This is a genomic window from Bacillota bacterium, assembly GCA_024653485.1.
Taxonomy (GTDB): Bacteria; Bacillota; SHA-98; order UBA4971; family UBA4971; genus UBA6256.
This window is the reverse complement of the sequence record JANLFY010000006.1, coordinates 157655-170784: the sequence shown is the minus strand read 5'-3', so window position 1 is coordinate 170784 and position 13130 is coordinate 157655. Positions and strand designations below refer to the sequence as shown.

Here is a 13130-nt window from a genome sequence, read left to right as displayed (position 1 = left end):
GTTGTCGATGGAGAAAGGCAAGTTCATCGTCATCGAGGGGATAGACGGTTCCGGCGTTACTACCGAAGCCGTGAAACTGAAAGAGTACATAGCCATGAAGCTCAATCTCCCGGTCCATCTGACCAAGGAGCCGACTGACGGTCCGGTGGGCGGGCTCATACGGACGATCCTCGCCAAGCGGGTCGGCGCCCCGTCCCACAATGGGAAATTCGAGAGCATCGACCCGAGGTGCCTGGCGCTACTATTCGCTGCGGACCGCGTGGACCACCTCGAGGTTGACATCCGACCCAAGCTGGAGGGAGGCGTGGTGGTCATCTGCGACAGGTACGTCCTCTCCTCCCTCGCCTACCAGTCACTCAGCGTGGACAGGCGATGGCTCGAACAAATAAACTCCAAGACCATCGTTCCGGATTTGACGGTCTACCTGCAGGTTCCACCGCTGGTGGCGGAACGCAGACGAAACCAAGCAAGATGGCACGTTGAACTGTACGAAGAGACGCCTCAGCTCGAGAAGGTGGCCGAGCATTACCTCGACGCCATCGCTGAGCTACGGCGGCGAGGACAGAGAGTTGAGGTCATCGACGGCAACAGGCCGATGCGGGAGGTACACCGCGACATCGTGGCGCTGGTGAAACCGCTCCTGACAACCAAGGCTGGTTCGGCGCGCAAGAGAAGACAGCCGCCTGCTGGTGGGCTGCGGCTGGACATGCCGCTTTCAGACGGCGCGGACGACGAGCGCGAGGTGATGGGAGTGGGTGCGAAGGAGGTCGTGGTGCGGTGATAGGTTTCCACCACGAGAAGATCGAAGTGACGCGCTCTGGCGAAAGCCTCGATCCCGTCAGCATGAAGTGGAAGGGCAAGGAATACAGAATCGTCGAGATCAAGAAGGCATGGGAGGACGCTGCGTTCGCCACACCCGCTTCCGGACGGGGCCGGTCCAAGAGTTGGTGGGACCAGCACGGCAGGAGGTTCTATCGAGTAGCGGTTGACACTGGCCAGACGTTCGACGTCTACTTCGATCCGAGGAAAGAAGAGTGGTACCTGAGCAAGAGTTGGGGCCGGCCTGCAGAGGAGACGTAGACGTGCGCGGCACCTTGTCCCTGGCCTTCTCCTCGTATGCGAGCAGAGTCCGTATGTTCTCCAGCAACGCGAGGCTTTTCCTCCTAAGCAGCGCGCTGGCCTCGCTGCAGTTTGGCGTCTTCCAGGTCGTCCTAGCACTCTATGTCATTGCCCTCGGCCATACCCGCGATTTCCTGGGTGTCATGACAGGGTTCGCTGCCTTGGTCACAGGCATCGCCAGCCTTCCGGCTGCCGCGGTCGCCCGCGCAACCGGCCACCGGAAGGCTCTTCTCGTAGGAACCGCCATAGCAGCGCTCGGGGCCGTTGGTGTCTCGCTATCCTCCACGCGACCAACCCTTTTGCTCTTTCAGGGGCTCCTCGGTGCCGGCACCGCCTTTTCCTACGTGAGTGCCGCTCCGTTCCTGGCCGAGAACAGCGGCGACGACGAGAGGGCGTATCTCTTCGGCGTGAACAGCACCATGGTGCTGGCAGTAGGGGTGGTGGGAAACGCACTCGGAGGAGTCTTGCCGGGAGTTTCCGCCTCCGTCGCGCCGAGGCTGCTATCACCTGGAGCGGCGGCGCTCCGGGCAACGATGATGATAGGCGCCATCTTCCTGGCGGCATCCGCCGCGCCCTTGCTTGCGCTGAAAGAGGGGCGTTCTCACGAGTCCCGCGCCGGAGGGGGAGCGGCTTCCCCCGAGTGCCCCACCCGCGCGTACCGGCCGGGCCAAAAACGCTTCCTCCTGGTGTGGCAGTTCGTCGCAACGTCTGTCGTGATGTCCCTAGGAGCCGGGATAATGGTGCCATTCCTTGCGGTGTTCCTGGCCGACAGGGGTGCGAGTCAGTCGATGATAGGGCTCGTATTCGCAGGATCGATGGTCATGACGATGGCTGGCACTCTCCTTGCGCCGGTTCTCGCCGAACGTTGGGGAAAAGTGAAGACGGTCGCTTACACGCAACTCGCGTCGGTGCCGTTCCTTCTCGGGATGGCGTTCGCCGGCGACATCCTGTTTATAGTGCCCGCGATGCTCGTGCGGTCGGCGCTCATGAACATGGCCGGGCCTCTCGACAGCAGCTTCAGCATGGAGGCGGTGTCACCCGATGACAGGGCGATTCTGAGCAGTCTTCGGGGCATGGCGTGGAACCTCGCATGGGCCGGAGGAAGCGTGGCCGGGGGGTTCATGACAGAGCGCTTCGGATACACGGTGCCTTTTGCGACAACGGCCGCCTTGTACCTTGCGTCTGCGGTCATGTACGTGCTATTCTTTTCTAAATTGGAGCTGCGTCTATCCGGCGTGGCGAGAGGCTGCCCTCTCGATGGCCGATGACCCCCTCGCCTTGCGGTGTCTTGTCCGGTGCTGACCTGTGGATGAGCTGTGTCAGCGCCGCGCCGGTGGGGGAGCCTTGGCACAGACGTCCCGAGCGCGATGAGCCTGGGCAAGGAGGAGGGAACCTCTCTGGGCGTTCCGCCGGGACGGCGCTGCGTGGGAGGAGAGCCTTGTGGCTGGGGAACCGATTATCAGAGTGGTCGGTCTGAATAAGCACTTCGGCCGGCTGCACGTGCTTCGCGACGTGAACTTCCAGGTGTACAAGGGCGAGGTGGTCGTGATCCTCGGCCGCAGCGGGTCGGGGAAAAGCACGCTTCTCCGGTGCTTGAACTACCTCGAGCCACCCGACACCGGTGAGGTGTGGGTGGACGGCGAGCTCATAGACCCGCGAAGAACCAACCTCCAAGCCCTCCGCGAGGAGATGGGCTTCGTCTTTCAGCACTTCAACCTCTTTCCACATCTCACAGCGCTCGATAACGTCACCCTCGCGTTGCGCATAGTGAAGAAGATGCCCGAGGCTCGCGCCAGGGAGATCGGCTTGGGAATGCTCGGCAAGGTCGGGCTGGAGGCCAAGGCGGATGCCTACCCGGACCAGCTCTCGGGGGGGCAGCAACAGCGCGTGGCTATAGCGCGATCCATGGCCATGAATCCCAAGGTGATGCTTTTCGACGAGCCCACGTCGGCCCTGGACCCCGAGCTGATCGGAGAGGTCCTCACCGCCATGGAGGACCTGGCGAAGGCAGGCATGACGATGATCGTGGTCACACATGAGATGGGGTTCGCCAGACGGGTCGCGCAGAGGGCGCTCTTCATGCACGAGGGATCGTTCGTGGAGGAAGGGACGCCGGCCGAGCTCTTCGAAAGCCCGAAGACGCCGGAGGCGAGGACTTTCATCAAGTCGATTCTCTAAGCCTTGGGCCTGGACACGGGACGGCAGGGACAACGAGACATCGTGGGAGCGTGGACGGCCTGCGGCCTGCGGCCTGCGTGGGACGGCACGTGCGCAGCGGCGAGAACTGCTCGTGCGCCGGGGCGGGGCGGGGACGCCGCGGACGCGGGCGCTGTACATGAGCTAACTGCGGCTAACTGGGCCGAGGCGGGCCGAGGCCGCCCGTTGACCTGTCCGCCCACCCACGGAGCCTTTCCCGCTAAACTGCCTGCGGGCTGAGGAAAACCGGTTGTCGAAGGAGGTTGCGGGATCATGCGAGAAGCGGTTAACTTGATGAGCGACACGGTCACGCTTCCCACGGAGGAAATGCTTCGGGCCATGGCGACGGCGCCCCTCGGCGACGACGTGACGCGCGAGGACCCCACGGTGAATAGGCTTGAGGAGCTCGCCGCGGAGAGGCTCGGAAAAGAAGCCGCTCTTTTCGTGGCCAGCGGCACCATGGGTAACCTGGTCGCGGTTCTCGCTCACACGCAACGCGGGGACGAGGTCATCATGGAGTCCGAATGCCACATGTACTACTACGAGGTCGGCGGGCTAGCCGCCGTCGCGGGCGTCATGCCGCGGCTCATCCCAGGGAGGCACGGAGTGCTGGATCCGGATGACATCGCGGCCGCGATAAGGGGGGCCAACATCCACTATCCCACACCGCGTCTTGTGACGGTGGAGAACACCCACAATAGAGGGGGAGGTACGGTCACTCCTCTCAATGTCATGGCCGCCATCTGCAACATCGCCCGCTCGAGAGGCCTTGCCACCCACCTCGACGGCGCGAGGATCTTCAATGCCGCCATCGCGCTTGGCGTGGACGCACGCGAGATCGCCCGGCCGTTCGACTCCGTCATGTTCTGTCTCTCAAAGAGCCTTTCAGCCCCGGTGGGTTCGGTTCTCGTGGGCAGCCGGGACTTCATCGAGCGAGCCAGAAAGTGCCGCAAGATGGTAGGAGGAGGCATGCGCCAAGCGGGAGTGATAGCCGCCGCAGGCATCGTAGCGATTGAAAAGATGGTGGACCGGCTGCGGGAAGATCACGAGAACGCGCGCTTCTTGGGGGAGGGGCTCGCGGACATCCCCGGAATAAGCGTGGACTTGGAGACGGTTCAGACCAACATGGTCTACCTCGACGTGGCTGGACTCGGCCTCGACACCCGGTCATTCCTGAAAGAACTCGCTGAATACAACGTCAAGGCGTCGGAGCGTCCCCCGACGGGCGTGCGGATGGTCACGCACAGGCATATTTCCCGGGAAAACATCCTCTACGTGCTCGATGTCGTCAGGGAGATCTCCGCGCGCCATCTCAACTAGGGTTGTAGCACATCCCGAGGCGGGATCGCATGGTGGGATTGTGGTGCCACTCTGATGTCGTGGTGGCCCCCCTGGCAGAGCCTTGGCCGACCCTTGGCCGAAGGCTCGGACTCAGGCTCAGGTTCAGGCTCAGGTTCAGGCCGTGGGGCTCGGCGCCGCGGGACACGGGAGCGTTCGGCGGGAGGCGATGGTCCTCCCGCCGAACGTCGTACATACGTCCGCCTGCGAGGCTGCTCGGCTGCGCGGCCTCACCGCCCGGAGCCTGGCGACGTGCTTGGGCGCGATCCTGGTGGCTCAATAGGCCTTCGCAAAGTATACCCAGAGGTCTGTCTCAGACCCACAGCGGATGCACCTTCCGGAGCTATCCTTGGATTCCAGCGGTATGCACCTGATGGTGGCCCCGATCTCCTCCTTGACGGCGACCTCGCACTCTTGATGGCCGCACCAGGGGGCGTACACAAAGCCCCTCTGGGTCTCCATGATCCTCTTGAATTCATCGTAGTCCTCAAGGCGATGGGTGTTCTGATCCATGAACCGCTTCGCGCGCTCGTATAGTCCCCTTTGGACAGAGGCCAGCAGGTCCTCAACGGCCCGTTCAAGGTGGTCAATGCCTGCCGTCATCTTCTCCCCGGTATCGCGCCTCACTAGCACGACCTGCCCCGCCTTGATGTCGCGCGGCCCGATCTCCAGCCTCACCGGGACCCCCTTCAGCTCCCACTCGTTGAACTTCCATCCCGGCGAGAACTCCTCGCGAGCGTCCATGTCCACCCTGCACACTCTCTCGAGCCGCGTTCGGATATCGCGGGCCATCGCCAGCACTGTCTCCCGGGCTGCGGAAGGCGCGATGGGCACGATCACCACTTGTGTGGGCGCGACTCGCGGTGGAAGCGCAAGGCCCCGTTCGTCCCCGTGCACCATGATGATGCCGCCTATGAGTCTGGTTGAGACTCCCCAGGAGGTCTGCCAGACGTGCTTGAGCTGGTCGTCTTGGTCCAGGAAGGTGATGTCGAAGACTTTCGCGAAGTTCTGGCCGAGGTTGTGTGACGTGCCGGCCTGAAGCGCCCGCCCATCAGTCATGAGCGCCTCCACCGAGTACGTCCTCACCGCTCCCGCGAACTTCTCCTTTTCAGTCTTTCTGCCGGCGACCACCGGAATGGCCAGGTCCTCCGTTAGGAAGCTTCGATACACCTCGAGCATCTTGATGGTCTCTTCCTCGGCTTCCTCAGCGGTGCGATGGCAAGTATGCCCCTCCTGCCAGAGGAACTCCGATGTCCGGAGGAACAGACGCGTGGTCTTCTCCCACCTTACGACGTTCGCCCATTGGTTGATGAGCACTGGGAGATCGCGCCAGGACTTGATCCATTTCGAATACATGTACCCGATCACCGTCTCCGACGTCGGCCTCACGACGAGGGGCTCGGCTAGATCTTCGCTACCGGCACGCGTCACCCATGCGACCTCGGGGGCGAAGCCCTCTACGTGTTGCGCCTCCCGGCGCAGGAAGCTCTCGGGGATGAAGAGGGGGAAATACGCGTTCTTGTGTCCGGTCGCCTTGATGCGTGCATCAAGGCGGGCCTGCATGTTCTCCCAGAGCGTGTACCCGTATGGCCTTATGACCATGCACCCACGCACGGGAGCGTAATCAGCGAGTTCACTCTTGAGTATCACGTCGGTGTACCACTGCGAAAAGTCCTCCGCCTTCGACGCTATGTGTTCAACGAAACCCTCTTGCTTCTCCATCGCTCCATCCGGCGCATACTGAGATCCTTGCCTGCACCGAGGTCCGCTACCGACCGACCGACGGTGCGGCTTTCGCCCCAGGCAAGAAACCCGGGCGCCACTATCCCTCCTTAGTGGTATGATCGACCGACCTTTCGAGGTCTGGGCCCAATCGTGGCCCGTGGGGCCTCTGGATGCTCCGCGAGTTCCCAGGAAGCTCAACGTGTTTCGCGGGCCTTCACGCTCTGAGGTCGGACGGTGGATAATGCTTAGGCCTTCGCCCCCATCGAGGGCGAAGGCCCAAACCTCCGCGGTGCCACCCCGCTTGGCGCTGGTCTCTCAAGCACGAACATGCATGAACACGCAGCCGCCCGCTCACCCCTGCGCCGCGCTGCCGTACACTGCCGCACACCGCGCCGGCGCAGGCTTCCTGATAACGGTGGAACTCCGTCGAACTCATCGTTCGCGGCTCCAGGGTGGGATGCTTGCGACCCGTGCGGCAAGCCTCTCAGCTCTTGGCTTGCTCTCTTGACGCCGTGGTGCGCGGCGGCCCCTTCATTGCCGTGGTGTCCAAGATTCAGATGTCTCAACTATAGCATACCCGACACGCAAAGGCAACACGCGCGGCTGGGCCGCGGGGCGAAGTGGTGCTGCCGCGCAGAGGCGCCAGATTGGAGCGACCTGCGACCGAACAGCTTCTCAGGAGAAAAAGGGAGTGCAAGGTAAGCAGGTAAACCCGTGACCCCCGTAGAAAAGCTACTATCTGAAACCCCACCACCCCGGTCCGTAGTGGACGGCCGCGCGGTCGGGACCGCGCTTTCATCGCTTTCGTCCCTAGCGGGCCCAGCGGGGCGCATCCCCTCACGGCCAAGGGCGGCGCTGAGCCGATAGGGCGGTGGGAGCGCGCAAGTGCGGGTCAACAAATGCGGGTCAAGCGGGAGCTCTCCAGTCCAGGGAAGCGGAAACCGGAGAGAGGAGGCTGCGGATGCACGCGGGTCACATCGGCATCGGAATGGGGTTCTTGGGCGCCGCGTCCGGCGCCGCTCCGATCGCGCCGATCGCGTCGGCGGCGCTGGCGCTGGTCGCGCTCATCGGGCTGATTGGGCTGACTTCGTGTCCTGCGCTGGCCGCGCCTGTGAGCGCTACGGTCAAGCATTCCCTCCGGGCTGACTTCGCCGGTGCCAAGAGCGTCGGCTTGGCCTGGAGCACGGATGCGCCTGCCACGGTTCCCGGGGAGGCGGCCGTCGGAGCCACCAGTGGCCGCATTGAAGGCCTCGTCCTTGAAAAGGGGCCGGCGGGGTACGCCAGCGCCGGCACGGTGACATCTGAGCCTCTCCGGACGGCGTTCGCCTTCAATAACGTGGTGCCTTCGTGGAATATCACGGCCCCGGAGGGAACCGGGGCTGTCATCGAGGTACGCGCCGGCTTCGATGACTCCCGTTGGACGGGTTGGTACGAGATAGCGCGATGGGGAAGGCTGAGGTCTCCCGGCACGCCCGGGCTCAAGAAGGATGCCTTCGGCTTTGTTAACGAGGATACGCTCGAACTGAGCTCGAAGGCTTCAGTCCTTCAGTACCGGATCACGCTTGTTTCCGAGAAACGCGATGCTACCCCTGTCTTGAGGCTGGTTGCCCTGTGCTACGCTGATACGACGAGCGAAGACGTGGTGCCCGCGTTCGCTCCACCGTCCGATCCCGCGCGAGCCCCGTGGGCGAGGGATCTCCCGGTGCCCTTTAGGTCGCAGCGGAGCGAGGATCCAGCGATCGCAGGGAGGATATGCTCCCCCACCTGCGTGGCGATGGCCCTGGAATACTACGGAGTCTCCGTTCCCACGGCTACCTTGGCTCGGCAGGTTTACGACGGCCTCAACTCCATCTACGGCAACTGGCCGTTCAACACAGCCGCGGCGGCTCTGTATGGCTTCGAAGCGTACGTAACGCGCTTTTCGGGGTTCGAGCCGGTGCAGGCGGAAATAGCAGCTGGCCGCCCGGTCATCATCTCCATAAGATTCGGGCCGGGGCAGCTGAAGGGCGGGCCACTCACGAGTTCTTCAGGCCACCTCGTTCTCGTGCGCGGCTTCACTAAGAGCGGGGACGTGATCGTGAACGATCCGGCCGGCAGAACGGAAGCGGAGGGACACGTCGTATACAAGAGGGAGGAGCTTCTGCGGGCGTGGAGGAATGGGGTGGCCTACATCATCCGGCCTATCTCGCTGTGAAGGAGATTGGACGGGACGACCGGTGAACGCGAGCCGGTCGCTGCCTCGGTCCGATTCGGCACACCGCCTCGCGCGTCGGACCGCGGCAGCCGCGCGAACAAACGATCGAAGCACAAGACGGCAGGAGGTACAAGGCTTGACCGGCACCGCCATTAACGTAGCAACCGTGCTCGCGGGCACCGCGCTCGGGCTCGCGCTGAGGAGGAAGACACCGGATAGGATGGCTCACACGGTCGTCCAGGGCGTTGGCGTCTTCACCATCTTCATCGGGATGAGCATGGCGCTCGAAACGAAGGACGTCCTCGTGGCGCTCTTCAGCATGGCGATCGGTTCCGCCGTCGGGACCGCAGTCGACATCGAGGGGTGGCTTGAGCGCACCGCGTCAAGGGTAGAGGCGCGCTTCGCTCGCGGCGAGAGCGGCACGCTCGCGAGAGGATTCATCGCGTCGAGCCTTCTGTTCTGCGTGGGCCCCATGGCCATCCTAGGATCGATCCAAGATGGCCTCACGGGGGACTACCGGCTTCTAGTTACAAAGGCGATAATGGACGGGTTTTGCTCAATCGCCTTCGCCGCGACCCTCGGCATCGGGGTCGCGTTATCGGCGGGGGTGATCCTCGTATACCAGGGCACGCTGACCCTTGCGGCCACGGGCATCAAAGCATTCCTCAGCGATGCGGCGGTGCGAGAGATGACCGCGGTGGGCGGCTTGCTCATCGTAGGGATAGGTGTGGACATGCTAGGTATCAAGAAGATCCACGTGGCGAACATGCTACCCGCGATCGCGGTCGCCTTGCTGTTGGCACGCGTCGCGCTAAGGGCGTGAGAGAAGGCGTCAGCGGCTGCCGCTCACAGCACTGGAGGTGGTCTGGGTGATATGGGCCAAAGCCGGTGAGGAGAACACCAGCGAGACTCTGAGGATAGCCATCGAGGCCGCGAGGCGCGAGGGGATCCGCCATCTGGTGATCGCGTCGAGTTCCGGGACGACGGCGAGAAAGGCCCTCGAGATCGGCGCAGCGGGTCTATCGATCGTGTGCGTCACCCATCATGTGGGATTCAGCAGCCCCGGCGTGGACGAGATGCCACCCGAGGTGAGGCAGGACCTCGCCTCACGCGGGGTGAGGGTCCTCACCACTACGCACGTGCTTGCCGGCGTGGACCGCTCGCTGAGGCTGAAGTTCGGGGGCTTGTACCCTCCTGAGATAATCGCGGCGGCTCTCAGGATGCTGGGCCAGGGGCTCAAAGTGTGTGTGGAGGTCTCCGTGATGGCGCTGGACGCCGGCGCCGTGCCTTACGGCGAGCGTGTGGTGGCAGTGGGCGGGACGAGCGCGGGAGCTGACACTGCCGCGATCATAGTGCCCGAGCACTCAAACAACATATTCGGCCTCAGGGTCGAGGAGATCCTCTGCAAGCCCAGGGCCTGGTAACCCGAGATCCGGGCCGCGCAGCTTGGGAAGACCCCTTCGAGCATGCGCGGTCGATCTCACGCAGGGCTCTAGAGGGCTTCTTAAGGCCGCCCACCGAGCGAAGAGTCACACCCGGCGCTTCACTACAAGAATGCAGGTTTTCTTGCGCCACTTGAGGAGGGGGCCGACTATCCTTTCGAGCAGGCGATACACCGGGGATCCTCCTTCTGTCTTGCGACTCGATGATTCCGTACCATCATAATATCTACTCGGCACTTGAAGTGTTCTGGCGCGGGAGGTAAAATGTTGGCGGCGCGCGCACGGCGACATGAGGTTTTCGTTGTGTCGCTTGACGCAGGTGGTCACGCGGGGAGGGTCGGTTGGTGCCTGAGCTGAGGCTTGACCCTGTGACGGGGCGGTGGGTGCTGGTAGCAACCGAGCGTGCCAAGAGGCCGAAGGACTTCGTGCATGGGGACCCCACGACGGTCAAGGTCCGCCCCGAGAGAAGCGATGCTTGTCCGTTTTGCCCTGGCAACGAGGCGCAGACCCCGCCGGAGATTTTCTCGTTCCGGCAAGACGGAACGCAACCGGATCACGCGGGCTGGTGGGTGAGGGGGGTGCCCAACAAGTACCCCGCCCTCACGTGGAAACCTACGGTGCAACCCTCGACGTCGGGAGTCTTTGCCGTGAAGCCCGCAACAGGGGCACACGAGGTCATCATTGAGTCGCCCATCCACAACGCCAGCCCGGCGACCATGTCGTATGACCAGATGGCGGAGGTCGTACGGGCGTACCGTCATCGTTACAAGAGTCTTGCCGAGGAGCCCGAGATCAAGTACATCCTCGTTTTCAGAAACCACGGAAGGGACGCAGGAGCGTCGCTGGAACACCCCCACTCTCAGATCGCGGCCGTGCCGCTGGTCCCACCGGTTGTCCTCGAGGAGCTCGCCGGCGCGAGACATCACTACGAGTCGACGGGCAGATGCGTCTTCTGCGACATCGTGAGCCAGGAACTCGAGGCTGGCGCGAGAGTGGTGGCTGAGACGTCCGCGTTCATCGCGCTGGAGCCGTACGCCTCGAAGATGCCCTTTGAGACCTGGGTTCTGCCGAAAGCCCACTCTCCCTCTTTCGAGGATCTCGACCCATCGAGGTATCGCGAGCTGGGAGGGGTTCTCGTGGACGTGCTGGGCGCTCTTGGCGCCGGACTCGACGATCCGCCTTACAACTACATCCTTCACACCGCGCCGCCTCATGAACGGTGTGAAGGATACTATCACTGGCACATTGAGATTTTCCCCAAGCTGACGGTGGCGGCGGGGTTCGAGTTCGGGATGGGCGTGTACATCAATGTGACGACGCCAGAGAGCGCGGCGGAATTCCTGAGAAATCACGTTTCGGGCCTGCGATCGGGAAGGAATTCCGGGGTTCAAGGCTAATATAGATAGGTACAGAAGGTACATGAACAAGACCACGAACAGAATAGCGGCCGGATGAAGTCGGAGGGAGATGCTCCGCGACCGCGTGCGACCGCACGACCACGTAGACGAGGACGCGAGCACGGCGCGAGAGAGCCGAAGGAGCAAGACGCACGTTTGCCACGCGTGTGTCCAAACTCTCAGGCAAAAGCACCTTCGCTGACGGCGCTCTGGAGAGGCACCTCCATTGTCCTCTTGCGCTCAATTGACCGGTACCGAAGGAGCTGCTACGTACCGGAGGTGCCGCCGACGGGGTAACCCGCCGCCTCACGTGGCTGGCGGGGGAATCTCTCAGGCGTAAGGACAGAGAAACGGGCAACGAGTTTGCCCGTTTTGCGTTTTCCTTGGCCCGTTGGAGGGCGGGTGCTCGGGCCCGGGACGGTGAGCAAGAGAGAACGTCGGAGGTGAGAATGGTGAGTGCGGACGAGGCGCAGGCCACCCAGATGAGAAAGACGCCATTTTACGACCTGCACGTACGGCACGGCGCGCGGATGATCGAGTTCGGCGGCTGGCAGATGCCCGTATACTACCGGGGGATCATTGAGGAGCACAAGAAGGTCAGAGAGAAAGTGGGTTTGTTCGACCTGTCTCACATGGGCGAAATCGAGGTGAGCGGCCCAGACGCGCTGGATCTTGTGCAGAAAGTCACCACGAACGACGCGGCCCGGCTCGAGGTCGGTCAGGTTCAGTACTCGGTCATGTGCTATCCGGACGGCGGTGCCGTGGACGACATCCTTGTTTGCAGGCTTGAGGACCGCTACTATCTTGTGGTAAATGCTGCCAATGCGTCGAAGGACCTGGACTGGATCAAGTCTCACGCCACCGGCAACGTCGCGATCACCGACGTCTCGGATGAGACGGCGCTCCTCGCGCTTCAGGGGCCTGACTCAGCCGCGACGCTGCAGGGGCTTACTCCCGTGCCCTTGGCCCAGCTTTACTATTACCGCCTCACGCAGGGCGAGGTCGCCGGGGTGAAGTGCATCATCTCGCGCACGGGGTACACGGGAGAAGACGGATTCGAGCTGTTTTTCGACCCTTGTCACGCGCAACACATGTGGGACGCCCTCATGGAAGCGGGCCGGAGGTTCGACATCGAGCCTGTCGGCTTGGGAGCGCGCGACACCCTGAGGCTCGAGATGGGCTACGCCCTGTACGGTCACGAGCTCGATCCCGGCACAAACCCGCTGGAAGCTGGGCTTGGATGGGTCGTGGCCATGGACAAACCGACTTTCATCGGTAAGGACTCGCTCGCGGCCGCAAAGGCCAAAGGGGTTTCCAGGAGACTTACAGGCTTCAGACTGCTGGAGAAGGGCGTGCCGAGGGCTCACTGCGAGGTGTCGAAAGACGGCACGGTCGTGGGCGAGACCACGAGCGGATCGCTCTCACCGTCCCTGGGAGTGGGCATCGGCATGTGCTTTGTGCCACCCGAGATGGCGCGGCCTGGAACGCGCTTCGAAGTCGTAATTCGCGGCAAAGGAGTCTTGGCCGAAGCTGTCAGGCCTCCATTCGTGAAACCGCGCGTTCGAAAGGCTCAGTAAGCCGCACGACACTGCGACAACGGCGGTGGGTCGCAGATCGCCGTCGGGGGACCCGCGGAGGGGGACTCGTCCACGAGTCGTGTTTCACGTGGAACAAATACACATTCCTGGGAAGCCCGAGCAGGCCTGACGGGCGAGCCTC

At 63.1% G+C, this 13130-nt stretch carries 11 protein-coding genes and 1 riboswitch; of the genes, 10 read left to right on the top strand and 1 reads right to left on the bottom strand.

Translation table 11 applies throughout. The features are described 5' to 3' along the window. The first annotated feature begins 7 nt into the window (after nt 1–7). From tmk to ltaE, 5 genes are all read left to right on the top strand, one after another. A complete protein-coding gene (gene tmk / locus NUW12_06680; protein MCR4402454.1) occupies nt 8–781 on the top strand; it encodes a dTMP kinase in 774 nt (257 codons plus the stop codon). Next, nucleotides 778–1080, top strand: coding sequence for a DUF6504 family protein (locus tag NUW12_06675; protein MCR4402453.1), 303 nt, complete (start codon nt 778–780; stop codon nt 1078–1080). Before tmk ends, NUW12_06675 begins: the two co-directional genes overlap by 4 nt. Before the next feature lie 2 nt (nt 1081–1082). Beyond that, nucleotides 1083–2387, top strand: coding sequence for an MFS transporter (locus tag NUW12_06670; protein MCR4402452.1), 1305 nt, complete (start codon nt 1083–1085; stop codon nt 2385–2387). 187 nt (nt 2388–2574) lie between these two features. After that, complete coding sequence (locus tag NUW12_06665) at nt 2575–3297, top strand: amino acid ABC transporter ATP-binding protein (protein MCR4402451.1); 723 nt, start codon at nt 2575–2577, stop codon at nt 3295–3297. Between the two features lie 291 nt (nt 3298–3588). Then, a complete protein-coding gene (gene ltaE / locus NUW12_06660; GenBank protein MCR4402450.1) occupies nt 3589–4635 on the top strand; it encodes a low-specificity L-threonine aldolase in 1047 nt (348 codons plus the stop codon). A 294-nt stretch (nt 4636–4929) separates the two neighbouring features. Here ltaE and proS read toward each other — a convergent pair whose 3' ends face one another. Next, the gene (proS, locus tag NUW12_06655) at nt 4930–6375 is read right to left on the bottom strand and encodes a proline--tRNA ligase (GenBank protein MCR4402449.1); all 1446 of its coding nucleotides are present in this window, start codon (nt 6373–6375) and stop codon (nt 4930–4932) included. 964 nt (nt 6376–7339) lie between these two features. Here proS and NUW12_06650 point away from each other — a divergent pair. The 5 genes from NUW12_06650 to gcvT all read left to right on the top strand — a co-directional run bounded on the left by NUW12_06650 (nt 7340) and on the right by gcvT (nt 12988). After that, nucleotides 7340–8572, top strand: coding sequence for a peptidase C39 family protein (locus NUW12_06650; GenBank protein MCR4402448.1), 1233 nt, complete (start codon nt 7340–7342; stop codon nt 8570–8572). Nucleotides 8573–8708: 136 nt separating this feature from the next. Then, the gene (locus NUW12_06645; GenBank protein ID MCR4402447.1) at nt 8709–9395 is read left to right on the top strand and encodes a DUF554 domain-containing protein; all 687 of its coding nucleotides are present in this window, start codon (nt 8709–8711) and stop codon (nt 9393–9395) included. Nucleotides 9396–9441: 46 nt separating this feature from the next. Further along, nucleotides 9442–9996, top strand: coding sequence for a hypothetical protein (locus NUW12_06640; protein MCR4402446.1), 555 nt, complete (start codon nt 9442–9444; stop codon nt 9994–9996). 362 nt (nt 9997–10358) lie between these two features. Then, complete coding sequence (gene galT / locus NUW12_06635; protein MCR4402445.1) at nt 10359–11411, top strand: galactose-1-phosphate uridylyltransferase; 1053 nt, start codon at nt 10359–10361, stop codon at nt 11409–11411. A gap of 199 nt (nt 11412–11610) precedes the next feature. Further along, a riboswitch (glycine riboswitch) is annotated at nt 11611–11767 on the top strand. Nucleotides 11768–11863: 96 nt separating this feature from the next. Next, a complete protein-coding gene (gene gcvT, locus NUW12_06630; GenBank protein MCR4402444.1) occupies nt 11864–12988 on the top strand; it encodes a glycine cleavage system aminomethyltransferase GcvT in 1125 nt (374 codons plus the stop codon). Nucleotides 12989–13130 lie beyond the last annotated feature (142 nt).